Origin of the sequence: Afifella marina DSM 2698, from assembly GCF_900102695.1 — a bacterium.
Taxonomy (GTDB): domain Bacteria; phylum Pseudomonadota; class Alphaproteobacteria; order Rhizobiales; family Afifellaceae; genus Afifella; species Afifella marina.
In genome coordinates, this window is the sequence record NZ_FMVW01000002.1 from 372,167 (window position 1) to 397,832 (window position 25,666).

The 25,666-nt window shown below is 63.9% G+C and carries 27 protein-coding genes; 18 read left to right on the top strand and 9 right to left on the bottom strand.

What is annotated here, in order from left to right; genetic code table 11:
- The first annotated feature begins 124 nt into the window (after positions 1-124).
- From BLP76_RS06515 to BLP76_RS06535, 5 genes are all read left to right on the top strand, one after another.
- A complete protein-coding gene (locus BLP76_RS06515; protein ID WP_092810794.1) occupies positions 125-1,030 on the top strand; it encodes a substrate-binding domain-containing protein in 906 nt (301 codons plus the stop codon).
- 144 nt (positions 1,031-1,174) lie between these two features.
- Positions 1,175-2,692 (top strand): sugar ABC transporter ATP-binding protein, encoded by a 1,518-nt coding sequence (locus BLP76_RS06520; RefSeq protein WP_092810797.1) that lies wholly within the window; start codon positions 1,175-1,177, stop codon positions 2,690-2,692.
- Entirely contained in the window at positions 2,689-3,648 is a 960-nt protein-coding gene (locus BLP76_RS06525; RefSeq protein WP_092810799.1) for an ABC transporter permease, read from the top strand. Before BLP76_RS06520 ends, BLP76_RS06525 begins: the two co-directional genes overlap by 4 nt.
- A gap of 14 nt (positions 3,649-3,662) precedes the next feature.
- A complete protein-coding gene (locus BLP76_RS06530) occupies positions 3,663-4,613 on the top strand; it encodes a tagatose kinase (protein ID WP_092810802.1) in 951 nt (316 codons plus the stop codon).
- On the top strand, positions 4,610-5,899 hold the full coding sequence (locus tag BLP76_RS06535) for a D-tagatose-bisphosphate aldolase, class II, non-catalytic subunit (RefSeq protein WP_092810804.1): 1,290 nt from the start codon (positions 4,610-4,612) through the stop codon (positions 5,897-5,899). The genes BLP76_RS06530 and BLP76_RS06535 overlap by 4 nt, the downstream gene beginning before the upstream one ends.
- Before the next feature lie 99 nt (positions 5,900-5,998).
- Here BLP76_RS06535 and BLP76_RS06540 read toward each other — a convergent pair whose 3' ends face one another.
- A complete protein-coding gene (locus tag BLP76_RS06540) occupies positions 5,999-7,012 on the bottom strand; it encodes an NADP-dependent oxidoreductase (RefSeq protein WP_092811350.1) in 1,014 nt (337 codons plus the stop codon).
- Between the two features lie 134 nt (positions 7,013-7,146).
- Here BLP76_RS06540 and BLP76_RS06545 point away from each other — a divergent pair, with 134 nt between their 5' ends.
- The 4 genes from BLP76_RS06545 (at position 7,147) to BLP76_RS06560 (ending at position 11,070) form a co-directional block, all read left to right on the top strand.
- On the top strand, positions 7,147-7,704 hold the full coding sequence (locus BLP76_RS06545; protein ID WP_092811352.1) for a flavin reductase family protein: 558 nt from the start codon (positions 7,147-7,149) through the stop codon (positions 7,702-7,704).
- A gap of 7 nt (positions 7,705-7,711) precedes the next feature.
- Positions 7,712-8,290 carry an HD domain-containing protein gene (locus BLP76_RS06550; RefSeq protein WP_092810806.1) on the top strand — a complete coding sequence of 193 codons (579 nt, stop codon included), beginning with the start codon at positions 7,712-7,714 and terminating at the stop codon, positions 8,288-8,290.
- 105 nt (positions 8,291-8,395) lie between these two features.
- Entirely contained in the window at positions 8,396-9,607 is a 1,212-nt protein-coding gene (locus BLP76_RS06555; protein WP_092810807.1) for a putative DNA modification/repair radical SAM protein, read from the top strand.
- On the top strand, positions 9,607-11,070 hold the full coding sequence (locus BLP76_RS06560) for a UdgX family uracil-DNA binding protein (protein WP_092810809.1): 1,464 nt from the start codon (positions 9,607-9,609) through the stop codon (positions 11,068-11,070). The genes BLP76_RS06555 and BLP76_RS06560 overlap by 1 nt, the downstream gene beginning before the upstream one ends.
- 61 nt (positions 11,071-11,131) lie before the next feature.
- Here the strand turns inward: BLP76_RS06560 and BLP76_RS06565 are convergent, their stop codons facing one another.
- Both BLP76_RS06565 and BLP76_RS06570 read right to left on the bottom strand, forming a co-directional pair.
- Positions 11,132-11,839 carry an LrgB family protein gene (locus BLP76_RS06565; protein WP_092810811.1) on the bottom strand — a complete coding sequence of 236 codons (708 nt, stop codon included), beginning with the start codon at positions 11,837-11,839 and terminating at the stop codon, positions 11,132-11,134.
- Positions 11,823-12,245, bottom strand: coding sequence for a CidA/LrgA family protein (locus BLP76_RS06570; protein WP_092810813.1), 423 nt, complete (start codon positions 12,243-12,245; stop codon positions 11,823-11,825). The genes BLP76_RS06565 and BLP76_RS06570 overlap by 17 nt, the downstream gene beginning before the upstream one ends.
- A 91-nt stretch (positions 12,246-12,336) precedes the next feature.
- On the opposite strand from BLP76_RS06570, the gene BLP76_RS06575 reads away from it, so the two are divergent.
- The 6 genes from BLP76_RS06575 to BLP76_RS06600 all read left to right on the top strand — a co-directional run bounded on the left by BLP76_RS06575 (position 12,337) and on the right by BLP76_RS06600 (position 17,776).
- Positions 12,337-13,245: a LysR family transcriptional regulator gene (locus BLP76_RS06575; RefSeq protein ID WP_092810815.1), complete on the top strand. Its 909-nt coding sequence runs from the start codon at positions 12,337-12,339 to the stop codon at positions 13,243-13,245.
- A gap of 98 nt (positions 13,246-13,343) precedes the next feature.
- A complete protein-coding gene (locus tag BLP76_RS06580) occupies positions 13,344-13,799 on the top strand; it encodes an RrF2 family transcriptional regulator (RefSeq protein WP_092810817.1) in 456 nt (151 codons plus the stop codon).
- A gap of 129 nt (positions 13,800-13,928) precedes the next feature.
- Complete coding sequence (locus BLP76_RS06585) at positions 13,929-14,957, top strand: sulfate ABC transporter substrate-binding protein (RefSeq protein ID WP_200170530.1); 1,029 nt, start codon at positions 13,929-13,931, stop codon at positions 14,955-14,957.
- A 12-nt stretch (positions 14,958-14,969) separates the two neighbouring features.
- A complete protein-coding gene (cysT, locus tag BLP76_RS06590) occupies positions 14,970-15,818 on the top strand; it encodes a sulfate ABC transporter permease subunit CysT (protein WP_092810821.1) in 849 nt (282 codons plus the stop codon).
- Complete coding sequence (gene cysW / locus BLP76_RS06595; RefSeq protein WP_092810823.1) at positions 15,808-16,701, top strand: sulfate ABC transporter permease subunit CysW; 894 nt, start codon at positions 15,808-15,810, stop codon at positions 16,699-16,701. The genes cysT and cysW overlap by 11 nt, the downstream gene beginning before the upstream one ends.
- Before the next feature lie 7 nt (positions 16,702-16,708).
- Positions 16,709-17,776 (top strand): sulfate/molybdate ABC transporter ATP-binding protein, encoded by a 1,068-nt coding sequence (locus BLP76_RS06600; RefSeq protein ID WP_092811354.1) that lies wholly within the window; start codon positions 16,709-16,711, stop codon positions 17,774-17,776.
- Between the two features lie 184 nt (positions 17,777-17,960).
- Here the strand turns inward: BLP76_RS06600 and BLP76_RS06605 are convergent, their stop codons facing one another.
- The 5 genes from BLP76_RS06605 to BLP76_RS06625 form a co-directional block, all read right to left on the bottom strand.
- Complete coding sequence (locus tag BLP76_RS06605; RefSeq protein WP_092810825.1) at positions 17,961-19,121, bottom strand: HlyD family secretion protein; 1,161 nt, start codon at positions 19,119-19,121, stop codon at positions 17,961-17,963.
- Between the two features lie 5 nt (positions 19,122-19,126).
- On the bottom strand, positions 19,127-20,716 hold the full coding sequence (locus tag BLP76_RS06610; protein ID WP_092811356.1) for an efflux MFS transporter permease: 1,590 nt from the start codon (positions 20,714-20,716) through the stop codon (positions 19,127-19,129).
- A 249-nt stretch (positions 20,717-20,965) separates the two neighbouring features.
- Positions 20,966-21,412, bottom strand: coding sequence for a MarR family winged helix-turn-helix transcriptional regulator (locus BLP76_RS06615; RefSeq protein WP_092810827.1), 447 nt, complete (start codon positions 21,410-21,412; stop codon positions 20,966-20,968).
- A 147-nt stretch (positions 21,413-21,559) separates the two neighbouring features.
- Positions 21,560-22,018, bottom strand: coding sequence for a MarR family winged helix-turn-helix transcriptional regulator (locus BLP76_RS06620; RefSeq protein WP_244514503.1), 459 nt, complete (start codon positions 22,016-22,018; stop codon positions 21,560-21,562).
- A gap of 29 nt (positions 22,019-22,047) precedes the next feature.
- Positions 22,048-22,467 carry an organic hydroperoxide resistance protein gene (locus BLP76_RS06625; protein ID WP_092810831.1) on the bottom strand — a complete coding sequence of 140 codons (420 nt, stop codon included), beginning with the start codon at positions 22,465-22,467 and terminating at the stop codon, positions 22,048-22,050.
- Between the two features lie 124 nt (positions 22,468-22,591).
- Here BLP76_RS06625 and BLP76_RS06630 point away from each other — a divergent pair, with 124 nt between their 5' ends.
- From BLP76_RS06630 to BLP76_RS06640, 3 genes are all read left to right on the top strand, one after another.
- Complete coding sequence (locus BLP76_RS06630) at positions 22,592-23,068, top strand: MarR family winged helix-turn-helix transcriptional regulator (RefSeq protein WP_092811358.1); 477 nt, start codon at positions 22,592-22,594, stop codon at positions 23,066-23,068.
- Positions 23,065-23,511, top strand: coding sequence for a hypothetical protein (locus BLP76_RS06635; RefSeq protein ID WP_092810833.1), 447 nt, complete (start codon positions 23,065-23,067; stop codon positions 23,509-23,511). The genes BLP76_RS06630 and BLP76_RS06635 overlap by 4 nt, the downstream gene beginning before the upstream one ends.
- 78 nt (positions 23,512-23,589) lie before the next feature.
- A complete protein-coding gene (locus BLP76_RS06640) occupies positions 23,590-24,021 on the top strand; it encodes a PRC-barrel domain-containing protein (RefSeq protein WP_092810835.1) in 432 nt (143 codons plus the stop codon).
- 74 nt (positions 24,022-24,095) lie between these two features.
- Here BLP76_RS06640 and BLP76_RS06645 read toward each other — a convergent pair whose 3' ends face one another.
- The gene (locus BLP76_RS06645) at positions 24,096-25,580 is read right to left on the bottom strand and encodes a PAS domain-containing methyl-accepting chemotaxis protein (protein WP_092810837.1); all 1,485 of its coding nucleotides are present in this window, start codon (positions 25,578-25,580) and stop codon (positions 24,096-24,098) included.
- Between the last annotated feature and the right edge of the window lie 86 nt (positions 25,581-25,666).

Here is a 25,666-nt window from a genome sequence, read left to right on the forward strand (position 1 = left end):
AGATCAGAAGCTGGCGCGTCGGCGTGACGAGAAAGCCGTTCGCGGCAAAGCCAGTGATCGGGCGTCTTTCATGCTCGCCATCAGAAAAGGCGAAGAGTACCGCCCGATAATCAGGAGGAAGCCTATGTTCAAAAGTTTCGTTTCGAAGTTCCTGCTTGCAGCCGGGATCGCGCTTGCCGGGTTCGCCGGCTCGGCATCTGCCGAAGGGATCGGAGCCTCGCTTCTGACCCAGCAGCACCCGTTCTATATCGCGCTCGCCGATGCCATGCGCGCCGAAGCGCAGGCCGAAGGCGTGCCGCTCGAGATCAAGATCGCCAATCAGGACCTCAACAAGCAATTCGCCGACGTCGAGGACTTCATCACCAAGGGTGTCGACGTCCTGGTCATTTCCCCGGTCGATTCCACCGGCGTGCGCACCGTCATCGGGCGCGCCCAGAAGGCCGGCATCAAGGTCATCACCGTCGACGTGCCGGCGAAGAACGTCGATGTCACCTCCTATGTCGGCACGGACAATTACGCCGGCGGCGTGAAGGCCGGCGAGCTGATGGCCAAGATGATCGGCGACAAGGGCAAGGTCGCCATCATCGATTATCCGATGGTCGCCTCGGTCGTCGCCCGCACCGATGGCTTCAAGAAGGCGATGGAATCCCATCCCGATATCGAGATCGTTGCGCAGCAGGCCGGTATCACCCGCTCCGAAGCGCTGACCACGGCGCAGAACATTTTGCAGGCGCATCCCGATCTCGACGGCATTTTCGGCTTTGGCGATGACGCGGCGCTGGCGGCGGCTTCCGCTGTCGCTTCTGCCGGGCTTGAAGGCCAGGTGAAGGTCATCGGCTTCGATGGCATGAAAGAGGCCCGCGACGCGGTTGCCAGCAATCCCGTCATGGTGGGCGTCATCGCTCAGTACCCCGATGAGATGGGCAAGGTTGCGGTCGAGACGGCCGTGAAGGTCATGAACGGCGAAGAGGTCGCGGCCGAACAGCCGATCGAGCCGGGCGTCGTCACCAAGGACGGCGAGACCAAGTAGCGAGAAGAGGTCAGGAGAGAGCCGCCCCCCACTCTCTCCTCCTGTGCCCCGCGCCCACCCCCTCATCTGGTGGGCGCGGGCACTTCCTCGCCACCTGACAGCCTTCCTGCCAGTCTTCCTGCCAGCTTCGGCGGAGCTTTCGCCATGACCGCCCCCCAAGACGAGACGGTTCTCGACATCCGCAACGTGACCAAGACCTTCGGGCCGGTCACGGCGCTCAAAGACATGACGCTCTCGGTGAAGAAGGGACGCGTCCACACGCTCATCGGCGAAAACGGTGCCGGCAAAAGCACCTTGATGAAGATTCTTGCCGGGGTGCATCCGCAGACCTCCGGTGAAATCACCTTCAAGGGCGAGCCTTACCGCCCGAAGAGCCCGCGCGAGGCGCGGCTTTCGGGCCTGACGATCGTCTTCCAGGAGCTGAGCCTCTGCCGTCACATGACGGTGGCGGAGAACATTTTTGCGACGCACGAGCCGAACCGCTTCGGCTTCATCGATGACGCGGAACTGGTGCGTAAGGCCGAAGAGCTGATCGAAGAGCTCGGCCTGCCGATCAAGGCCCGCGCCAAGGTCAGCCAGCTTTCGATTGCGCGCCGGCAGCTCGTCGAGATCGCCAAGGGGCTGAGCTATCCGGCCGATCTCGTCATTCTCGACGAGCCGACCTCGTCGCTGTCGGAAAGCGAAGCGGAAATCCTGTTCTCGCTGATCGGGCGCCTCAAGGAAAAGGGCGTCACGGTCATCTACATCTCGCACCGCATGGAAGAGATCATGCGGCTGTCCGACGACATCACCGTCATCCGCGACGGCGAGCTCGTCGGCACGATGACGCGCGAAGAGACGAGCATCGACAAGCTGATCGCCATGATGGTGGGACGCGAGATGCACGACATCTACCCGCCGCGCGTGGCGCCGAAGCCCGGACCAGAGGTCGAGCCGGTCCTGCGTGTCGATGGGCTGAACGGCGGGCATCTCTTCCACGACGTGACGTTCGATGCGCGACCCGGCGAAGTGCTGGGCTTCTTCGGGCTGGTCGGTTCGGGACGCTCCGACGTCATGAACGCGCTGTTCGGCGTGAAGCGGCCGGAAGGCGGTGAGATATTTCTCGATGGCAAGAAGATCCGGCCGCGCTCGCCCGATGACGCGATCCGGCAGGGCATCGCCTTCCTCACCGAAAACCGCAAGGAAGAGGGCCTCGTTCTCGCTCATACGGTGGAGCGCAACATCAACATGGTGTCGCTCGGCGAGGTTTCGAACGCCTTCGGCTTTGCCAGGCGCTCCGCCGAGCGCCGTGCGGCCGAAGACGAGGTCGCGCGGCTGACGATCAAGACCGACACGATCGACACGCCGGCCGCGAACCTTTCCGGCGGCAACCAGCAAAAAATCGTGCTCGCCAAATGGCTGCGCATCAAGCCGCGCATCCTGATCCTCGACGAGCCGACGCGGGGCGTCGATGTCGGGGCGAAATTCGAGATCTATCGGATCATCCGGCAATTGGCCGCCGATGGGGCCGCCATCCTGATGGTGTCTTCCGATCTGCCGGAAGTGCTCGGCCTCTCCGACCGGCTCGTCATCATGCACGACAAGAAGGTCGCCAACATCCTCGACGGGGAGGGGCTCACGCCTGAGACCGTCATGACCTACGCCGCAGGAATGCAATCATGAAGAGCTTCGTCTCGAAATTCACCTCGGCGCCGGCCGTTCGCGAATATGGCGGCATCGTCGCTTCGTTGATCGTGCTCTGTGTCGTCTTTTCGGTGCTGAGCCCGCGCTTTCTCGTCTTCTACAACCTGCTCAATATCGTGCAGCAGGTGTCGGTGGTGGCGGTGCTCGCCTTCGGCATGACCTATGTCATCCTCTTGGGCGAGATCGATTTGTCCGTCGGCTCCATCCTGGCGGTCGCCGGCATGGTGGCGGCTCAGTGTTTCGCGATCGGTTTGGGCTTCTGGCCGACGCTTGGACTGACGCTTTTGTCCGGCGCGATCATGGGCGCCTTCAACGGAGTGCTCGCGGCCTATCTGTTGCTGCCGTCCTTCATCGTGACGGTGGCGACGATGGGGATTTTTCGCGGGCTCGTGTCGCTGCCCACGGGTGGCCTGCCGGCGCCGATCAACAACGACGCGTGGCTTGCGATCGGGGCTGAGAACTGGCTCGGCCTGCCGATCATCATCTGGATCGTGCTCGCGCTCTTCGCCTTCAATTTCGTGCTTCTCGCCAAGACGGTGTTCGGCCGGCGCGCCTATCTCGCGGGTGGCAACAAGGAAGCGGCGGTCTATTCCGGCATCCGCGTCAAACGCATCAAGGTGATCATCTTCACCATTTCCGGCGTGATGGCGGCCGTCGGCGGCATCCTTCTGTCGTCGCGTCTCGGCTCGGCGCAGACCAATGCCGGTCTCGGCTACGAGCTCGATGCGATCGCCGCCGCCGTGCTCGGCGGGACCAGCCTTGCCGGCGGCGTCGGCACCATGGTCGGCACGCTTCTCGGCGCACTCATCATCGGCATCATCAACAACGGCATGAGCCTTCTGTCGGTGCCGTATTTCTACCAGCTCATCGTCAAGGGGCTCGTCATTCTGCTGGCGGTGTGGATCGACGTGCGCTCCAAAACCAACCGCGGCTGAAGCCCGCTCATCTCATGAAAAAGATCGTCACCATCGGCGAGGTGCTCGTCGAGATCATGGCCGAGGAGCGCGGCAACGGCTTTCTGGAGCCGATTACGCTCGTCGGCCCGTTCCCCTCCGGCGCACCCGCCATCTTCATCGATCAGGTGGCGAAGCTCGGCCAGCCTTGCGGCATTATCAGCGCGGTCGGTCCGGACGATTTCGGCACCGTCAATGTGGAGCGGCTGAAGGCCGACGGGGTCGATGTCTCCGCCATCGCCGTCATCCCCGATGCCGTCACCGGCTCCGCCTTCGTGCGCTACCGCGAGGATGGCAACCGCAACTTCATCTTCAATATCCGGCAATCGGCCTGCGGGCAGGTGAGCCTCGATCAGGGCGCCGAAAAGATGCTGCGCGAGGCGGATCATCTGCATGTGATGGGCTCGTCGCTCTTTTCCGACAACATCGTCACGCTCATCCGCGCCGCGATCGGGCAGGTGAAGGAAAAGGGCGGCACAGTCTCCTTCGACCCCAACATCCGCAAGGAAATGCTGGACTTTCCCGGCATGCGGGAGGCGCTCGTCCATATCTTCGAGAATGCCGACATCTTCCTGCCGAGCGGCGAGGAGCTCTTCCTCTTCACCGAGGCGAAGGAGGAGGAAGCGGCGATCGCCGAAATCCTGACGCGCGGCACCAAGGCCGTGGTCATCAAACGCGGCGCCGAGGGAGCGAGCTATTTCGACACCTCCGGCGAGACGCGCGTGCCGGCCTTTGCCGTCGAAGAAATCGATCCGACGGGGGCCGGCGACAGCTTTGGCGCCACGTTCGTCACCTTCTGGCTGCGCGGCGTCTCGCCCGAAGACGCGCTGTTGATGGCGAATGCCAGCGGGGCGCGCGCCGTCGGCGTCAAAGGGCCGATGTCGGGCACGTCGACGGGCGCCGAGCTTCAAGACTTCATCGAAAGACACAAAGGCATAAGGGCATGAGCACGGCCTATCTGGCGAGCCTGCCAAGGCGGCATCAGGCACATGAGAATGTCGGCATTTCCTCCATCTGCTCGGCGCATCCGATGGTCATCGAGGCGACGCTTCGCCATGGCCTCACGAGCGGCGCGCCGGTCCTGATCGAGGCGACCTGCAACCAGGTCAATCACGAGGGCGGCTATACCGGCATGACGCCGGCGGATTTTCGCCGCTTCGTCGAAGAGATCGCGGCAAAGGTCGGCTTCGATACGAGCCGGCTGATCCTGGGCGGCGATCATCTCGGCCCCAATCCGTGGAAGAGCCTGCCGGCCGAAGAGGCGATGGGCAAGGCCGAGGCGATGGTGGACGCCTTTCTGAAAGCGGGCTTCACCAAAATCCATCTCGACACCTCAATGGGCTGTGCCGGGGAAAGTGTGGCCCTTGCCGACGAAGTGACGGCGGAACGGGCCGCGCGGCTTGCTGCCGTCTCGGAACGGGCGGCGAAGGAATCCGGCTTCGATCTTCCGGTCTATGTCATCGGCACGGAAGTGCCGATCCCGGGCGGGGCGATGGAAGAGATCGAGGAGCTTGCCGTCACCGATCCGGAGGCGGCGCTTGCGACCGTCGAGGTGCATCGTGCCGCCTTTGCCGCGCGTGGACTTGAGGATGCCTTTGCACGCGCCATCGGCGTCGTCGTGCAGCCGGGCGTCGAATACGGCAACGAGAATATCGTTTTCTACGACCGGGCGAAGGCGGCCTCGCTGAGTGCTGTCTTGTCGAAGATGCCGCAATTCGTCTTCGAGGCGCATTCGACCGATTACCAGCCGGTGGAGCTTCTGGCGGGCCTCGTCGATGACGGCTTTCCGATCCTGAAGGTCGGGCCGGCGCTCACCTTCGCCTATCGCGAGGCGCTTTACGGGCTCGATCAGATCGCGGTCGAACTCGACGGGCTTTCGCCTGAAGAGACGCTGAAGCATGCGATGGAAGACGTGCTTGTCGGCGATCCGCGCGAATGGGCGAAATATTATCACGGCAGCGAAGCGGAGAAGCGCATCAACCGCCATTTCAGCTATTCCGACCGCATCCGCTATTACTGGCCGCAGCCGAAGGCGGTTGCCGCCGTGACGACGCTTCTGACACGCCTCAAGGGCCGGCAATTGCCGCTGCCGCTCGTCAGCCAGTATCTCGGCGCGCTTTATCCGGCGGTGGCGGAAGGACGGCTTGCGGCGACGCCCGAGGCCTTGATCCTCGCCAATATCGACCGCGTCGTGTCCACCTATGCTGCGGCGGCGCGCACGCCCGCCGTCTGATTTTCTCATATGCCGCGGGCTGATCCGCGGCGTGCCGTTCTCATCATTGAGCCCCCGCCGCGGCGGGGGCTCTTTTCGTGATGGCGTGTTTTCACCGCCTCAGGCGACCTTGACGATCAGCTTGCCAAAATTCTTGCCCTCCAGAAGGCCGATGAAGGCGTCCGGCGCTTTGTCCAGTCCTTCGACGATGTCTTCCTTGTAGCGGATGCGTCCATCGGCGACCCAGCTGCCCATCTCCTTGATGAAGTTCGGCATCTGATCCTTGAATTCCGTCTGGATGAAGCCGCGGATGGTGAGGCTCTTCGTCAGGACGTCGCGCATCAAGCCCGGCAGCTTGTCCGGGCCTTCGAACGGGCCGGTGGCGTTGTATTGCGAGACGAGGCCGCAGACGGGCACGCGCGCATAAAAGTTGAGAAGCGGGCGCACCGCCTCGAAGACGGGGCCGCCGACATTTTCGAAATAGACGTCGATGCCGTCCGGGCAGGCGGCCTTCAGATCCTCCGCGAATGTCTCGGAGCGATGGTCGATCGCCGCGTCGAAGCCGAATTCTTCGATGAGGGCGCGGCACTTCTCCGGTCCGCCGGCGATGCCGACGGCACGTGCGCCCTTGATCTTGGCGATCTGGCCGACGGCGGAACCGACAGGGCCGGTCGCCGCGGCGACGACGACCGTTTCGCCTTCCTTCGGCTTTCCGAGCGTGAGGAGCGCCGAATAGGCGGTGAAGCCCGGCATGCCGAGGACGCCGAGGGCGGTCGTGACCGGTACCTTTTCGGGATCGAGTTTGCGCAGGTGAGCGGCCTTCGCGACCGCATGGGTCTGCCAGCCGGAATAGGAGAGGACCATATCGCCGGCTGCGAAATTCGGGTCGCGGCTTTCCACGACCTCCGCCACGGTGCCGCCTTCCATCACGGCGCCGACTTCGACCGGGGCGGCGTAGGATTTCGCCGCACTCATGCGCCCGCGCATATAGGGATCGAGCGAGAGGTAACGGATCTTCAGGAGGACTTCGCCCTCCTTCGGCGCCGGCACGGACGCGGTCTCTGTGCGGAAATTCTGAGGCGTCGGCCGCCCCTCGGGGCGTGACGCGAGGAGGATCTGCGTGCTTTCTGTCATGGAATGAACCTGATTGAGATGTGAGTGGATCTGTTGCTCCATCTATGCCGCATGCGCGCCTTGGCGAGGCCTCGACGGGTCTCAGACGGCATTCGGTGGCGGGACGGAGCCATGCCATTTCGAGGAGGCAGAGGATGACGGCGGTGAAGAAAATCGATTTCGACGTGTCGGATGTGCGGCGCTATCTGGAGCCCGGGCCAGTCGTGCTCGTCTCGTCCGCCCATCAGGGCGCGCATGACATCATGACGATGGGCTGGCACACGATCATGGAATTCTCGCCCTCGCTCGTCGGCTGCATGATCTCTGCCGGCAACCATTCCTTCGAGCTCATCCGCGCGAGCGGCGAATGCGTCATCAATCTGCCGACGACGGCACTGACGGAGACCGTCGTCAAGATCGGCAACACTTCCGGAGAACGGATCGACAAGTTCACGGAGTTCGGCCTGACGGAAGAGGAGGCCGAAATGGTGGGCGCGCCGATGATCGGCGAATGCCACGCCAATTTCGAATGCCGGCTGTTCGAGGATGCGCTCGTCGGACGCTACAATTTCTTCGTCTTCGAGGTGGTGAAGGCGCATGTGGCGCCGGAGCCGGAACATCCCGAGACGCTGCATTACAAGGGTGGCGGCATCTTCATGGTCTCAGGCGAGATCATCGACAAGAGCGCGCTCTTCCGTCCGGGCATGCTGTGAGGGCACGATGAGGCAGGAGGACCTTTCCGGGGCGCTCGATTTTCTGCGGGCGGCCGAGCGGCTCAAGGACACGTTCCGCTCAGGCTTTACGGCGGAGGGGCGGCCGGAGAGCACCGCCGCGCATACCTGGCGGCTCGCCCTGATGGCGATCATCTTCGAAAAAGATCTCGGCGAAATCGACTTCGGCCGTCTTCTCAAGATCCTCATTGTGCACGATCTCGGCGAAACCCTCTCGGGCGACGTGCCGGCGGTTGCGCAGATGCCGGGCGAGGAGAAGGTGGCGCAGGAGCGCGCCGATCTCCTGGAGCTGACCGCGCCGATCGACCCGACGCGGCGGCAGGCGATCCTCGATCTCTGGGAGGAGTACGAGGCGGGGACGACGCCGGAGGCGCGGCTCGCCAAGGGGTTCGATAAGCTCGAGACGATCCTTCAGCACAATCAGGGGCTTAACCCGCCCGACTTCGATTATCGATTCAATCTCGATTATGGGCGGAGCGCAACCGACGCTCATCCTTTGCTTCAAGCAATCCGGGCGGTGCTGGATGCGGAGACGGAGGCGCGCGCGGAAAATTCCCGAGTCGATTGAAGCGGATGGGATGAGCTTCGGAGATTGCGATTCAGACAGGCTGATTCAGCCCGGGCGCCACATAGGCCTGTTGCGAACAAAAGAAGAACATGGCATCATCCAGGTATGGATGAGAAGCTCGCAACCAAGCTCGGAATTCTGGCGGATGCGGCCAAATATGACGTGTCCTGCGCCTCGTCGGGCGCGCCGAAGCGCAAGGCGGGGAAGAACGGGCTCGGCGCGACGGCGCCGTCCGGCATCTGCCACGCCTTCACGCCGGACGGGCGCTGCGTCTCGCTTCTGAAAATCCTTCTGACGAATTACTGCCTGTTCGACTGCGCCTATTGCATCAACCGGCGCTCCTCGAACGTGCCGCGGGCGCGCTTCTCGGTCGAGGAGGTGGTGCGGCTCACGCTCGAATTTTACAAACGCAATTATATCGAAGGCCTCTTCCTCTCCTCCGGCATCGCGCGCTCGCCCGACCGGACGATGGAAGAAATGATGCGGGTGGCGAAGACGCTCAGGCGCGTCCACGGCTTTCATGGCTATATCCATCTCAAGGCCATTCCCGAAGCGAGCCCATGGCTGATCGAAGAAGCGGGGCGGTATGCCGACCGGCTGTCGATCAATCTGGAGCTTGCGAGCGGGGCGAGCCTGAAAACGCTCGCGCCGGAAAAGAACGACCGGACGATCACCCATGCGATGGGACAGATGCATGAGCGCATCTTGGAGGCGCGCGACGAGCGCCGGCGTTTCTCGCCCGCAGGACAGAGCACGCAGGTGATCGTCGGGGCGGATGATGTGAAGGATGCCGCGATCATTCGCAGGAGTGCCAGGCTCTACGGCGATTATGCGTTGAAGCGGGTGTATTATTCCGCCTTCAGCCCGATCCCCGAGGCGAGCGTCCTTCTGCCGGCGAAGGCGCCGCCGCTTCGCCGTGAGAACCGGCTTTATCAGGCCGACTGGCTGATGCGGTTTTACGGGTTTTCGGCCGACGAGGTCGCAGATAGCGGCGAGGACGGCATGCTGGCGCTCGATGTCGATCCGAAGCTCGCCTGGGCGCTGAAAAATCGCGAACGCTTTCCCGTCGACGTCAATCTTGCGGAGCGGGAGATGCTTTTGCGGGTGCCGGGGCTCGGGCAGCGCGCGGTGGAGCGCATTCTCACCTCGCGCCGCCACCGGAAGCTTCGTCTGGACGATCTCGCGCGGCTGACGGCGGGCCTGAAGCGGGCGCTGCCGTTTCTCGTCACGCCGGACCACCGGCCCGTCTCCCTCATCGACCGGCTCGATCTGCGGCAAAGGCTCGCCGAGCCCGCCCAGCAAATGAGCCTCTTCTGATGGCCGGCATACGCATCGATATGAAGGCCGGGGCCGATTTCGACGGTTTTCGCCATGCATTGCGGGTTCTCGTGCGCGATGGGGTCGCGCCGGAGGATGTCGTCTTCGCGGCGGAGGGCGCGCAGGATCTCTTCGGCGCGCCGGTTTCTGGCGAGGCGCCGCCGGTCGCCCTGCCGCGCGTGGTGACGCGGCTCATCGCCGATGTCGTCTGTCACCGCGATCACGAGCGCTACGGGCTTCTCTATCGGCTCGTCTGGCGCGTTCTGAAAGGCGAGCGTGCGCTTCTCGATGTGGCGAGCGATCCGCTCGTCTACCGCCTTCAGCGCATGCAGCAGGAGGTGCGGCGCGACATCCACCATATGCACGGCTTCTTGCGTTTTCGCCGCGTGGCGCTGGAGGAGGGCGAGGCTGAGGGCTTCCGCGCGGAGGAAAAGGAGCGCTTCGTCGCCTATTTCGAGCCCAAGCATTTCACCCTGCTTGCGGCCGCGCCTTTCTTCACAGAGCGCTTCGCCAATATGGCCTGGTCGATCCTGACGCCCGATGGCTCGCTGCATTGGGATGGCAAAGAGCTCGTCGAAGGGCCGCCGGCGCGCCGTGATCCGGCCGTCGCCGGTGACGGGTTTGAAGACGGGTGGCGTACCTATTATGCGGCCACGTTCAATCCGGCGCGGGCCAATCCCAAATTGATGGCGCAGCATATGCCGCGGCGCTATTGGGCCGACATGCCGGAGGTGGCGGCGATCCCGGAGCTCATCAGTTCTGCTCCGTCGCGCGTGCGTGAGATGATCGCGCGCGAGGCCGCCGCTTCGCCCCGCCGCACACCGGAGAAGGCGCTTCAGAAGATGCGCGATGACCGGCCGAAGAGCCTTGCGGAGCTGAATGCGGTGATTGCCGCCTCGGAGCCACTGGTATTAGGGGCGATGCTGGGAGCGACGCGCGCAGTGCTCGGCGAGGGGCCGACAGACGCTGAAATCGTCTTCGTCGGCGAGCAGCCGGGCGATCAAGAGGACCGCGAGGGCCGGCCTTTCGTCGGACCGGCCGGTCAACTTCTCGATCGGGCGCTGGCGGAGGCGGGTCTCGACCGTCGCTCGCTTTATCTCACCAATGCCGTGAAGCACTTCAAATTCGAGATGCGCGGCAAGCGGCGCATCCACCAGAAACCGTCCCTGTCGGAGGTGAAGCATTATCGCTGGTGGCTGATGGCGGAGCTCGAATTTCTGTCGCCGCGCCTCGTCGTGGCGCTCGGCGGGACGGCGGCGCTGGCGCTTTCGGGACGACAGGTTTCCGTGACGAAGATGCGCGGCCGGCAGGAGTTTCCGCCTTTTGCCGGCTTCCTCACCGTGCATCCGTCCTATCTTCTGCGACTGCCGGATGCGGAGGCCAAGGCGGGCGCTTACCGTGCCTTCGTGGATGACCTTCGGCAGGTGCGCGAGCTTGCGGGCGAAAGACGGGAGGCAGCGTGAGGCGGCTGAACTGGGAAGCCGGCCTGAGGAGCCGGCCTGGGGCGGCCGCCCGTGGAGGGGCTCAGAGATAGGGCAGGCCGTGGGCGATCAGCGGCGCGACGAGGACGTTCAAAAGGCCGACGAGCACCATGACGAGGCCGGCAACCGAGCCTTCCTCGTGGCCGATCTCGTGTGCCTTGGCGGTGCCGCTCGCATGGGCGGCGACCCCGAAGAGGGCGCCGCGGGCAAGTGCCGATTTGACCGGCAGGATCGTCAGCATCAATTCGCCGAGGATGGCGCCGAAGACGCCGGTCAGGACGACGAAGACGGCAGTCAGATCGGGGGCGCCGCCGATGTCGGAGGAGACGACCATGGCGAAGGGCGTGGAAACGGACCGCGGCAGAAGGCTGAGGCGCAAGGCGTCGTCGAGACCGACGAGGCTCGCAAAGGTCCAGCCGGAAAGAATGGCCGTGGCCGTGCCCGCCAGCATGCCGACGACGAGCACCGGCCAATGGCGTGCAATCAGGGCGCGCTGCTCGTAGATCGGCACGGCGAAGGCGACCATGGCCGGGCCGAGCAGGCTGACGAGCCAGCCGGTGGAGCGGATATAATCGCGGTAGGTCTCGTCGGCGGTGACGACGATCAGGATGAGAAGCGCCGGGGTGATGGCGAGCGGCATCAAAAAGGGCTGCCGCCAGCGCAGGTAGATGCGCTTTGCCAGAAAATAGGTGCCGATGGTCAGGGCCGACCAGAAGAGGCCGTGGAGGAGGATTTCACTCGAAGAGGGCATGGCGGTCCTCCGCGGCCAGGCGGCGGCGATAATAAAGGTCCGCCGTCAAGGCCGTGACTGCCATGACCGAGGCGGTGCCTGCGAGGATGACGAACAGGATCTTGAGGCCGAGCAGGCCGACGAATTCGCGGTGATCGACGACGGCGAGAACCGCCGGCACGAAGAACAGGATCATCTCGGCCAGAAACCACTGGGCGCCGCGGCGCATGCTGAAAAGGCTGAGACGGCCGGAGATCAAAAGAGCGAGCACGAGCGCCATGCCGACGATCCCGCCGGGCACCGGAAGCCCCGCAAGGCGGACCGTCGTCTCGCCGATCCCCCAAAACACGAAAATCGCCGCGATCTGGGCGAGGCGGCTGTTGTGAAGGCTACGGCGGAAGCGAAGCGCGAGGCTGCGGGGGGTCATCGGAATCTCCTGGAAGGAGCGGCATATAGTTGCAGTCGATCGATCGACAAAATGAATTGACTGAATAGACTTCATTCCGTATCGGAATGTCATGGAATTTCGCAATCTGCGGGCCTTTGTCGAAGTGGTCCGTCAAGGCGGTTTCACGCCCGCCGCGAAGGCGCTTTTCGCCACGCAATCGACGATCTCGAAGGCCGTGCGGCAGCTCGAAGACGAGATCGGTCTGCCGCTTCTCGACCGCATCGGGCATCGCAGCCGCCTGACCGCGCCGGGCGAGGTGGTCTACCGAAGAGCGGTGAAGCTTCTGGCGGAACGGGAAGATCTCGCACGCGAGCTCGACGAGATCCGCGGTCTGAAGCAGGGGTCTTTGTCTCTCGGCCTGCCGCCGGTGGCGAGCAGCGCTTTGTTTGCGCCCCTGTTTGCGATCTACCGCCAGCGTTTTCCGGGCATCGATGTGCGCCTCGTCGAGCATGGCAGCGACCGGCTGGAGGAGATGCTGCGGACGGGCGAAATCGAAATGGCCGCCTCGCTTCTCCCTTTCGGAGAGGATTTCGAATGGCAGGGCGTGCGGCGCGAGCCGCTGATGGCGGTCCTGCCCAGAGCGCATGCACTTGCCGGGCGCCAGACGATCCGGCTTGAGGATGTGCGAGAGGAGCCCTTCATCCTTTTCGAAGCCGGTTTCGGCTTGAACCGCATCATCGGCGACGCCTGCCGCCGGCACGGCTTTTCGCCCGCCGTTGCCGCGCGCAGCAGCCAGATCGAGTTCATCGTCGGCCTTGCGGCGGCGGGTCTCGGCATCGCCTTCCTGCCACAGATCATTGCACCGCGCTCGGAGGCGGGCCATGCTGCCTCGGTGCTTCTCGACGAGCCGGAGACCGCCTGGCACATCGCCATGATCTGGCGGCGCGGCGCCTACCTGTCTCATGCCGCGCGGGCCTGGCTTGCCCTCGTTGCCGAAATGCACCCTGACGAAGGGCGCACCGACCGCCCGCAGACCTGACCGGAACGCGTGCGGATGCCCTCTGTAAGCTTGCCGCAACGGCTTCAATATACTACCCAATTAATAGGAAATAGCCCAGCCAAGAGGTGCCCGCGCGGATGATTTCCCAGAAGGCCAAATACGCCCTGCGGGCGCTGCTTGCGCTCGCAGAGATGGAGAGCGATTCCATTTCCGCAGGCGAGCTTGCCAAGGGAGAGCGGATTCCGCGCAAATTCCTGGAGCAGATCCTGATGGAATTGAAGCGCGACGGGCTGATCCAGAGCCGGCGCGGGGTGAATGGCGGCTATTTCCTGCAGCGGCCGGCCGATACGATCACGTTCGGCCAGGTTCTGCGGCTTTTCGACGGGCCGATCGCGCCGCTTCCGTGCCTCAGCCGGGTGGCCTATCGCCGTTGTGCCGATTGCAAAGACGAAGGCGCATGCCGTGTACGCCGGGTTTTCGCCCATGTCGCCAATTCCGCGCGTGCCGTTCTCGACCAGACCACGCTCGCCGATGCGATCGCCGATCCAGACAGTGTGGATCGGATTTCCGGGCTTTCGATCAACGCTTCCTGAGCCTTCTGGCGCGACCTGGCCGCCGGCATTTCTTCTGGTATTTCCGCTGGCATTTCCGGGGTCATTTCGCCTCCGTTGACATAGCCTACCAAACGAGTAGGCTATTAATCCCTACCAGATCGGTAGGTGATGGAGGTTGGCATGCGAAGGATGCGACGATCTCTTGCGGCGGGGCTCGCCGCGCTTTGGGCGATGGTGGCACCGGCCGTCGCCGACACCACGCTTCTCAACGTTTCCTATGATCCGACGCGCGAGCTCTACGAGGCGTTCAACGCCGCCTTCGCCGCGCATTTTAAAACCGAGACCGGGGAGACCGTCACCGTGCGCATGTCGCATGGCGGGTCCGGCAAGCAGGCGCGGGCGGTGATCGACGGGCTCAAAGCCGATGTCGTGACGCTGGCGCTCGAAGCCGATATTGACGCGATCGCCGAGGCGACCGGAAAGATTCCCGCGAACTGGCGCGATCGGCTTCCCAATCACAGCGCGCCCTACACCTCGACCATCGTTTTCCTCGTCCGCAAGGGCAATCCGCAGGGGATCCACGACTGGCCGGATCTGGTGAAGGAGGGCGTCGAGGTCATCACGCCCAATCCGAAAACTTCTGGCGGGGCGCGCTGGAGCTATCTCGCGGCCTGGGCCTATGCCAGCGAGGCCTTCCATGGCGACGAGGAGGCGATGCGCGGCTTCATGGGCGAGCTTTTTCGGCATGTGCCGGTGCTCGATACGGGCGCACGCGGCGCCACCACCACCTTCGTGCGGCGGGGCATCGGCGACGTTCTGATCACCTGGGAGAACGAGGCCTTTCTGGCCCTCAAAGAGCTCGGTCCGGACAAGTTCGAGATCGTGGCGCCGTCGATTTCCATCAAGGCGGAGCCGCCGATCGCCCTCGTCGACGGCAATGTCGACAAGGCTGGAACGCGTCAGGCGGCGGAAGCCTATCTCGCCTATCTCTATTCGCCGGAAGGGCAGAGGCTGGTGGCGAAGAATTTCTATCGCCCGGCGGAGCCGGCCTTCGCCGATAATGCGGACATGGCGCGGTTTCCCCATCTCAAACTCGTCACCATCGACGATCCGCTCTTCGGCGGATGGAAGAAGGCGCAGCCGGCGCATTTTGGCAATGGCGGTGTCTTCGACCAGATCTATCAGCCGGCGCGATAGGGACGGCGGCAGATGCGCGGGCGCGCTCGGACCTGGCGGAAGCGAAGCGTTCTGCCGGGTTTCGGTCTCTCACTCGGCTTCACGATCGCCTATCTGGGGCTCGTCGTCCTGGTGCCGCTCGCGGCTCTCGTCATCAAAAGCGCGGGCCTCGGCGCGGCCGAATTCTGGCGTCTCGCCACCGATCCCCGCACGCTCGCGGCCTTGCGCCTGAGCTTCGGCACGGCGCTTGTCGCCGCCACGATCAACGCCGTCTTCGGCGCCCTCATCGCCTGGGTCCTGGTCCGCTATCGCTTTTTCGGACGCCGGTTTCTCGATGCCGTCATCGACCTGCCGTTCGCCTTGCCGACGGCGGTGGCGGGTATCGCGCTCACCTCGCTTTATGCGCCGAACGGCTGGGTCGGGCAGTTTCTCCAGCCGCTCGGATTGAAGGTCGCCTATGCGCCGGCGGGTATCGTCGTCGCGCTCACCTTCGTCAGCCTGCCCTTCGTCGTACGCACCGTCGAACCGGTGCTCGCAGAGATCGACCGCGAGCTCGAAGAGGCGGCGGCGACGCTCGGGGCGTCACGAGCGCAGACGATGTTCAAAGTGATCGTTCCGGCCCTGCTGCCGGCGCTCCTGACGGGGTTCGCGCTCGCGCTCGCCCGGGCTGTCGGCGAATACGGCTCCGTCATCTTCATCGCCGGAAATATCCCCTATGTGTCGGAAATCGCGCCGCTTCTGATCGTCATCCGGCTTGAGGAATTCGATTACGCCGGGGCGACTGCGGTCGCCGCGGTGATGCTTGCGATTGCCTTTGTCATGCTCTTCGTCATCAATCTGCTTCAGGCGTGGAGCCGCAGGAGGTTCGGCTATGGCAGCTGAATTGTCGGGCGCGCCGTTGAGGATTTCGAGGCCGGTGCGACGGGGCCGATCGGCCACGACGGAGGCACCCGCCGTACGCGTGGCGCTGGTCGGCCTCGTCTTCGTCTTTCTCGGCTTCTTTCTCATGCTGCCGCTTGTCGCCGTCTTCGTGGAAGCGCTGCGCGGGGGCATCTCCGCCTATCTTGCGGCGATCGTCGAGCCGGATGCGCTCGCGGCCATCCGGCTGACGCTGATCGTGGCGGCGATCGCGGTGCCCGCCAACATGGTCTTCGGGGTCGCGGCCGCCTGGGCCGTCGCCAAATTCGAGTTCAAGGGCAAAAGCCTGCTCGTGACGCTGATCGATCTGCCGTTTTCTGTCTCGCCGGTGATTTCCGGCCTTGTCTACGTGCTTCTCTTCGGGGCGCAGGGGTTCTTCGGTCCCTTTCTCGACGCGCATGGCGTGGAGATCATCTTCGCGGTGCCGGGCATCGTTCTTGCGACGATCTTCGTCACCTTTCCCTTCGTGGCGCGCGAACTCATCCCGCTTATGCAGGAGCAGGGGAGCGGCGACGAAGAAGCCGCGCTGTCCCTCGGCGCTTCGGGCTTTACGACCTTTCTGCTCGTCACGCTGCCGAACGTGAAATGGGCGCTTCTCTATGGCGTTCTCCTTTGCAACGCCCGCGCCATGGGCGAGTTCGGGGCCGTCTCCGTCGTCTCCGGGCATATCCGCGGTCTCACCAATACGATGCCGCTGCATGTGGAGATCCTCTACAACGAGTACAGTTTCGCGGCCGCATTCGCCGTCGCCTCGCTGCTCGCTCTCCTGGCGCTTTTCACCCTTGCCCTGAAGACCTTCCTGGAATGGCGTTTCGCCGGTGCGATCGCCGCCGAACGTGCGCATTGAGGCCCAGATGGACATCGTTCTTCAAAACATCTCCAAGGCGTTCGACGATTATCCGGCGGTGCACGATATTTCGCTCGCCATTCGCTCGGGCGAACTCATCGCCTTGCTCGGGCCCTCGGGCTCCGGCAAGACGACGCTTCTGCGCCTCATCGCCGGGCTCGAGTTTCTCGATCGCGGCCGCATTCTCTTCGGTGACGAAGATGCCTCGGCCAAGAGCGTGCAGGAGCGCAATGTCGGCTTCGTCTTTCAGCATTACGCGCTCTTCAAACAGATGAATGTCGCCGACAATGTCGGCTTCGGCCTTCGGGTGCGTCCGCGCGCGAGCCGGCCCGGCCGGACGGAAATCCGGCGCCGCGCTTTGGAGCTTCTCGATCTCGTGCAGCTTTCGGGGCTCGAAAAGCGCTTTCCGATGCAGCTCTCCGGCGGGCAGCGGCAGAGAGTGGCGCTTGCGCGGGCGCTCGCGATCGAGCCGGCCGTCCTGCTGCTCGACGAACCTTTCGGCGCGCTCGACGCCAAGGTGCGCAAGGAACTGCGGCGCTGGCTGCGCGATCTGCACGAGCGGACCGGCCATACGACGGTCTTCGTCACGCACGATCAGGAAGAGGCGCTGGAGCTTGCCGATCGCGTCGTGGTGATGAATGCCGGGCGTGTCGAGCAGGTCGGCACGGCAGACGACATCTACGATGCGCCCGCTTCGCCCTTCGTGCACGGCTTCATCGGCGAATCCTCGAGCCTCCCGGTGACTTTATCGGGCGGTACCATCCTCGTTGCAGGTCGCCCGAGCGGGCTTGTCGGCGCGGGGGCGGGCGCGGCACGGCTCTTCTTCCGGCCGGGCCATGTGGACCTCCTCCGGCCGGGCGAGCGCGGCATTGCGGGCGTGGTGACCGGAAGCCGGCGCCTCACCGATCGCAGGCGGCTCGAGATTGCGGTCGGCGGGAGCCATTCCGTCGAGATCGACGTGCCTTCGCTTCCGGAAACCAGCGGCGTTTTGGAGACGGGAAGCGAGGTGGTGTTTCGCCCGCGAGAATTCCGGCTTTACGGGGAAAGCGAGACCGCTCCTCGTCGCGCGGCCTGACGAGGGGCGTTTCCGTTTGCACTCGCCGCGTGCGTGCGGCGCGCCGGGCTATCAAACCGGGCCATGAGTGAGATCGGCCGGCTCCTTGGGAGCCGGCCGATCCAGGCCTCGACGCGAAGGGAGGTCCGCTCCAGGTCGAGACCGGGCACGCCGACAGGTGCGGCTGGCCTTCAGCGTGCCGAGCTCAATTGGTTTCCAGACGCGCGTCTCCCGCTCTGGATTCCGTGCGTCCGATCCTGACGGGCTTTTTGCCGGAGGCGTTTCCCGAGGTTGGTCGATCTCCTTCGTCGGCGATTTCGGGTGCGCTCTTGGCCGCGGTGTCGACCGTCGCCACCACCGACATTCCGGGCGCAAGGCGTTCGGACAGAGGCTGGCCCGGATCGATTGCGATGCGCACGGGCAGGCGCTGTGCCACCTTGGTGAAGTTTCCGGAGGCGTTGTCGGATTTGATGACGCTGAATTCCGACCCCGTCGCCGGCGAAAAGCGCTCGATATGGCCTGAAAGACTTGCGCCTTCGAGCGCGTCGACGGTGAAGGTCACCGGCTGGCCGATGCGCATCTTTGCCACCTGGGTTTCTTTGAAATTCGCCACCACCCAGATGCTTTCCGGCACGAGCGCCACGAGCTGCGTGCCGGCGGAGACATATTGGCCGATGCGCGTTCCGACCTGGCCGAGACGCCCGCTTGCCGGCGCAGTGATGTGGGTGTTGTCGAGGTCGATCTCGGCGAGGTGCACGGCGGCTTCCGCGCCCTCGACGGCGGCCTTCAGAGAGGCGCGGTTGACGATGGTCGATTGCAGCTCCTGTCTCGCCACTTCGATCTCCGCCTTGGCTTCATCGTAGGCGGCCTGCGCCTGATCGCGCCTTGAGCGGCTTTCGTCGCCCGACGCCTTGTTGACGACGCCGCGATCAACGAGGGGTTCGACCCGCTTCCAATCCGCCTCCGCCTGTTGGAGGGCCGCTTTCTTGCCGGCGAGCTGCGCCTGCGTGGAGCGGAGTTTCGCTTCGGCCGAATGCCGGCTCTGCTCGGAATTGGCGAGCGCCGCCTTCTGCGCATCGAGCTCCGCACGCGCCTGTTCGAGCTTCTGCCGGTAGATGCGATCGTCGAGCTGGACGAGGAGATCGCCTTTTTCGACGGTCTCGAAATCCTGCACCGGGACCTCTGTGACATAGCCGGCAACTTGCGGGGCGATCATCGTCACCGGCCCGCGCACATAGGCGTTCTCGGTCACCTCCACGGCACTGGTGAAGGGCGGCAGCCGCCAAGCATAGAGCACGACGCAGATGCCGAGGAGGCCGATCGTGACGGCGAGGATTGTCGAAAAGGAGCGCAGGAAATTGAACATCGGGATTACGAAGACTGGGTTTGAAGTGCCGGGGCGGGCTGCAGCTGTTTCATCAGCCGGGCCCCGGCGACGTGGATCGTGAGCGCCAGAAGGGCCGTCGCGGCGAGCGCGGAAACGGCCATAAAGGCATCGTTGTAGGCGAGGATGTAGGCCTCTCGGGACGTCGCTTGGGAGAGAAGGGCGGCGCCTTCCGCCTTGAGAAGCGCGTGATCGCCGAGGACACCGGCGTAGCTTCCGGCAAGCTGGGAGATGCGTTCGGCAACGATCGGATCGGTCGATTTCAGCCCTTCGATCAGCGCTTCGGAGTGAAACTTCTCGCGGATCTGCACGAAGGTTCCAAAAAGCGCCGATCCGAAGAGGCTTCCAAGGCTCTGCGTCGACAGGAAAACGACGACGAAGCTCAAGATATAGTTCGGGCCCTTCTTGAAGGCGGCGACGAAGCCGCGGGCCATGGCCGCCGGCAGGAAAAGGGCGCCCCCGAAGGCGACGAGGCCCTGGCTGACCATCAATTGCTCGGGCCGGGTGAGATTGGTCGATTGACCGTCGAGATAGGCGCCGACAGCGAGCGCTGCGAGGGCAACGGCGTGAATGGCGGGCTCGCGCCCCGGTTTCAGGACCATGGCCGAAAGCGCGCCGCCGGCGAGCACGCAGGCGAAGACCACCCAGTAAAGCGGCATGGCCTGGGCGTTGGTGACGTCGATCTGGCTGAAAAGGCCGCGAATGCCGGCCGATTGTTCGGCGAGCACCGTGCGGAAAATGATGAGCGCGCCGGCGAAATGCAGGATCGGCGGGCTGCAGATCCAGCGGATATCGACGAGCGGATATTTTCGGTTGAGCTCGATGACGGCGGCGAGCGTGAGCGAGGCGATCGAGATGACCAGGAGCCAGCCGAGCCAGTCGCGCTCGAACCACCAATAAACGCGCCCAAGCGTCAGGAACACGGCCATGCAGCCGGAGCCGACGGCGATGAGCGGATAGCTGACGAAATCGAGAGGATCGACGACCTTCGCCTGGGGCGGCGAGGTCAGAGGCAGCATGTAGACGCCGCAAAAGCAGAGCATCGACAGGCCGAGCTCGAACGTCGTCAGGCCGTGCCATTGGTCGATGTCGAAGAGCGTCGGCGAAATGAGCCGGGCGATCGGCATGGCCAGAGTGAGGTTCGTCATCGCGAAGGAGACGCCGATCGTCAGCTTCTTTTCGCGCGGCAGGACCTCCATCATGTAGAGGATGCTCAAGGCGGAGAGGGGCGCGGCCGAGATGCCGGCGATGAAACGCAGGATGACGGCGCTCTGAAGGTCGCGCGCAAAAGAATTGAGAAGCGCCACGACGACGAAGACGAGGATCGAAAGCTCGGCGAAACGGCGCAGGCCGAACTGGCGGCGCAGCTTCACGAGCGCGAGGGCCAGGGAGGCGTAAGGCGCCATATAGGCGGCCATCAGCCACATCGTCTCCGATTGCGTCGCGCCGATCGAGCCCTGGATCTGGAAAAGATTGGCCCCGACCATCTGCGTCCCGAGGCCTTGGGTGATGCCGAGAAGAGCGGAGGTCGCGATATAGGCGGCCGCCCGTGCCGGATGTTTCGGCACGTAGGGCATGGGCTGAATGACGGGCGGACGTTCGGGCTCGGCCGGTGGGGGAGGCGCGGCCGTGCTCTTGGCAGGCGCTGGGGCGTCTGCCTGAGACGGTGCCACCTTCGGCTCGGCGCGCCCGGCGTCCATGCCGCTGCCTTTGCCCAAAGGCCGCCGGCGGTCGAGGTGCGCGGCCCGCGGTGCGGGTGTGCGGACCGCGCCTTTTACGAGGGGGTCCGTGCCTTGGTCGCTCGGGCGTCGTTCAGGCATGGGTGCTCACGATTGCGCCGCGATATTGGCGGCGACCTTTTGCAGTGTGAGCGTTGCCTGCCGCAGCTCTTCCGCGTCTATGCCTTCCAGCACGGTGGCTTTCAATTCGCGCGCGAAGGGGAGGATTTCACCGGCTTTTTCGCGGCCGGCTTCGGTCAGGTAGATGTGCTTGGAGCGACGATCCTCTTCCCCGGCCTGTCGTTCGATGAGGCCGCATTTTTCCAGACCGTCGACGAGGCGGACCATGCTCGGCTGTTCGACTTCAAGGAGGTCGGCAAGCTCCGCCTGGCTCGCCCCTTCGTGACGGGCGAGAAGCACGAAGAGTCGGGCGCGCGAAAAGGTGAGGCCTCGGCTCTTGGCCATGGCGTCGAAACGTGTGCGCAGCTTGCGCGTGACGTTGGTGACGGCCTCGATGAATGCGTCATGTGTGGGAGAGTTCTGCGAAGGCGGCATAATACATAGCAAGCTAATTGTGTTATCGCTATGTAATGCGCGACCAATGCGGCGACAAGACGCCTTGTGCGAAAGTTGGTATGCTGAATGAGGCGGCCAGGGTTGCGCGATCCGACCATATCTCTCGCACCTGGGAGGCGCGCCTGCTCAGGCCTTCGGGGCGCCGTTTTCGTCGAGCGCTGCGTTGAGCTGCCTCAAAGCCTCGCGCAGCGAAACCATGGTCTCCCGGGGGAGGCCAACGCGGCAGACGATTTCTTCGGGCACTTTCGAGGCGGATACGCGCAAGGCCCGCCCGGCCTCGGTGAGATCGACGATGACGCGGCGTTCGTCTTTTGGATCGCGGCGACGATCGACGAGGCCCTGCGCTTCCAACCGCTTCAGGAGAGGGCTCAGGGTGCCGAAATCGAGGCCGAGCGCCTCCTTGAGGCTGCCGACGGACCGGGGCGCCTTTTCCCACAAAGCGAGCATGGCGATGTATTGCGGGTAGGTGAGGCCGAGAGGCTCGAGGAGCGGCCGATAGAGCTTCGTCATCCGGCTCGACGCCGAATAGAGCGCAAAGCAAATCTGTGCATCGAGGGTCGTCGCCCGAAGCGCGTCGGGCGACAATCCGTTCTCACAGGTCTCGTCTTTGTCGCTCACTTCGCCTCGACGGTGATCGCTACGTTCACATTGCCCTTGATGGCGCGCGAATAAGGGCATGCCTCATGCGCCGACGCGACGAGATCCTCGGCTGCTGTCCGGTCCAGGCCTTCCGTCTCGGCGATGAGATCGACATCGAGCCCGAAGGCGGTCTCCGACGCCGCACCCAGGCGCACTTTGACGGTGACCGATGCGCCTTTCAAGGGAAGCTTCTTTTTGCCGGCGAGGAAGCGCATGGCGCTTTCGAAACAGGCGGCATAACCGGCAGCAAAGAGCTGCTCCGGATTGGTGGCTCCGCCCTTGCCGCCCATCTCTTTCGGCGTGGCGAGATCGACGCTGAGGAGGTGGTCCGGCGTCTCGGCGTGGCCCTGGCGGCCGCCAACGGCACGGGCTTCGGTCTCGTACATGACTTTCATGATATTACTCGCGTTAGATTAAATCGTACGCGATTTAGATAGGTGGTCCACAACGTGGTGCAAGCGGCGCCAAGCGGGAAAAATAGTAATTGACAGCATGCTGCTATAATGTATGTATGCTGTCATGTTTGAGAAAGCTCCGTATCCCTTCGACCATCCGCTCAACGCCCTCGTGCTGGAGGTTTTCCGGCTCAACGGGGCTCTCATCGCCTCAGGCGATGCGCTCGTCAGGCCGCTCGGTCTGACGAGTGCTCGCTGGCAGGTGATGGGATCGGTGGCGCAGGGGAGGGGCGGGTTTTCCGTGGCGCAGCTCGCCCGGAACATGGGCCTTACGCGCCAATCGGTGCAGCGCATCGTCGATGAACTCGTGGACGATGGCATCTTCGAGCTCGCCGACAACCCGCATCACAAACGGGCGAAACTCGTGCGGCTGACCGAGAAGGGAGAAGCGCTCTTTGCGGAGGCGACGGCCCGCTGGCTGCCGCATGCCGAAGATCTCGCCTCCGTTCTCGCCCCGGGCGAACTCGCGCGGCTGACGGAGCTCCTGGCGCAACTCAGGGCCCGGCTGGAACAGGGACCTATTTCTGGAGGTGGAAGATGATCCGCAAACTGCACCCGGTGGCGGGAGGCGCCGCCTTTCTCATCATTTTGACGTTCTGGACGTCGACGGTTCTCACCGAGCTCTTCGGCAGCGAGACCGCGATCCTGGCCGTCAAAACGGCCATCCTCTGGGGGATGCTTGTCTTGATCCCGGCGATGGCGGCGGTCGGCATATCGGGCTTCCGGCTCGGGGGAAAGTCGCGCCATCCAAGGATTGCGGCCAAACGCCGGCGTATGCCGGTGATCGCCGCGAACGGCCTTTTCGTGCTCGTGCCGTGCGCGTTCTTTCTGCAGGCAAAGGCGGCGGCTGGGGACTTTTCTGGCGCGTTCGTTGCCGTGCAGGCGATCGAGCTTCTTGCCGGTGGGCTCAACCTCACTTTGCTCGGCCTCAGCCTTCGCGACGGCCTTCTCGTTGCACGCGAACGCCTGCCGCGTCCGGCATGAAATCTGCGCTGCGATCAGCCGCGACCATGAAACGATTCACGCCGGCACGGCTTGTCCTTTCAAAGAAAGGAGACTGACATGCTGAACCGCAAGATCCTGATCGCCGGCCTTTTTGCGGCGCCCCTCTTGGTCGCGGGTGGCGCTGGCGCGCAGACGAGCGAGCCGGCGCCCGCCGGCTCCGCGACACAGAATGCTGCTGCAGGCCTCGACATCTATGTCGAGGTGGATGACGACAACGCCACCGTGCCGCGCCTCAATGTGCGTGTCGGCGAGCTGAAGGACATGAAGATCTATGGCTCGAACGGCAATGTGATCGGTGAGATCGACGATGCGCTCGGCACGCCGGATGGTGCGGTTAAAGCCGTTTCGGTGGAAGTCGGCGGCTTCCTTGGTATCGGCGACAAGGAGGTGATCGTGCCTCTCGACGAGCTCCAGCTCGACGGTTTGCGTCTGACGCTCCCCCTGAGCAAGAACGAGATCGAAGAACTGCCCGAATGGAACGAAGGGTGAGGTCGCGCCTGCGGTGAAGCGCAAAAGCCGCCTCCTGACGAGGCGGCTTTCAATTCTTTATCGGCTCGTCGCGTTTAGGCGGCGATCGATTGCGAGACTTCCTTGACCTGACGGGTGGCCTGATCGATCTGCGAGGCGCTCGAGGCGATCTGCGACATCGAATGCGTGATCTCCGACACGCCTTGCGCTGCGGTGTGCATGTTGGAGGAGATCTCGCGGGTGACGGAGGCCTGCTGCTCGACGGCCGCCGAGATGCCGGACGAGATTTCCTTCACCTGATTGATGATCTGGGAGATGGCTTCGATGGCGCTGACGGCGCTCGAGGTCGATCCCTGCACTTCGCTGATCTGCGTGCTGATTTCGCCCGTCGCCTTGGCGGTCTGGCCGGCGAGATCCTTCACTTCTGCGGCGACAACGGCAAAGCCCTTGCCGGCCTCGCCGGCACGCGCCGCTTCGATCGTCGCGTTGAGGGCAAGAAGGTTCGTCTGGCCGGCGATATTGTTGATGAGATCGACGATGTGGTCGATCTTCTGCGCGGAGCTGGCAAGGCCGGAAACGATCCGGTTGGTTTCGTCTGCCTGCTTGACCGCTTCAATTGAAATGGCGAGCGCGTCGGTGACGCGGCGGCTGATCTCCGCGACCGAGGCGGCCATCTCTTCGGCGCCGGAGGCGACGGCCTGCACGGTCGTCGAGGTCTCCTCCGAGGCGGATGCCGCGGTCGATGCCTGGTGATTGGTGTGCTCGACGGCCTTCAGGATTTCACCGAGGTCGATGTCGATGACTTCCTGCGCCTTGGCCCGGCGCATGCGGTCTTTGACCTGCGCCGTGCGGTCGGTGGCGAATTTCACCACCTTGATGACCCGGCATTCGCTGTCGAAAATCGGATTGTAAGAGGCCTGGATCCAGACTTCGTTGCCGTCCTTGCCGATGCGCTTGAACTCGCCGGCCTGGAACTCGCCGCGGCGCAGCGCTTCCCAGAACGCCTGATAGCTGGGAGAGGCGACTTCGGACGCCTCCATGAAAATCTTGTGATGCTTGCCTTCGATCTCGGAGAGCTCGTAGCCCAGAGCTTTGAGAAAATTCTGATTGGCGGTGATGATGGTGCCGTCGGTCTCGAACTCGATGATCGCCTGGGATTTGTGGATGGCCGCGAGCTGGCCCTCATGATCGAAGCTCTTGAGCTTCGACTGCGTGATATCGCTGGCGAGCTTCATCACCCGGTAGGGCTTCCCGTCGCGCCCCATGATCGGGTTGTAGGAGGCCTGGATCCAGACGTCGTCGCCGTTCTTGGTTTTGCGCTTGAACTCGGCGGAGAAGAATTCTCCGGCCCGCAGTCGATCCCAGAACTCCCGATAGGCTTTGCTGTCGCGCTCTTTCTCGTCGACGAAGATCGCGTGTTTGCGGCCCTTAATTTCGTCGAGGGAATAGCCCATCGTCTTCAGAAAGTTGTCGTTTGCCCTGACGATCGTACCATCGAGTTCAAACTCGATAATTGCCTGCGAGCGGTCGAGGGCGGCGAACTGGTCGCTCAGAGTGTTGATGTTGCGGAGGAAAGCCATGGGGTGCCATTCAGTTGATCTGCTCGCTCCCTCTGCCCGTGAAAGCTGGTGCGGGGCTTGACGCTGCGGCAACGATCTTCCGATTT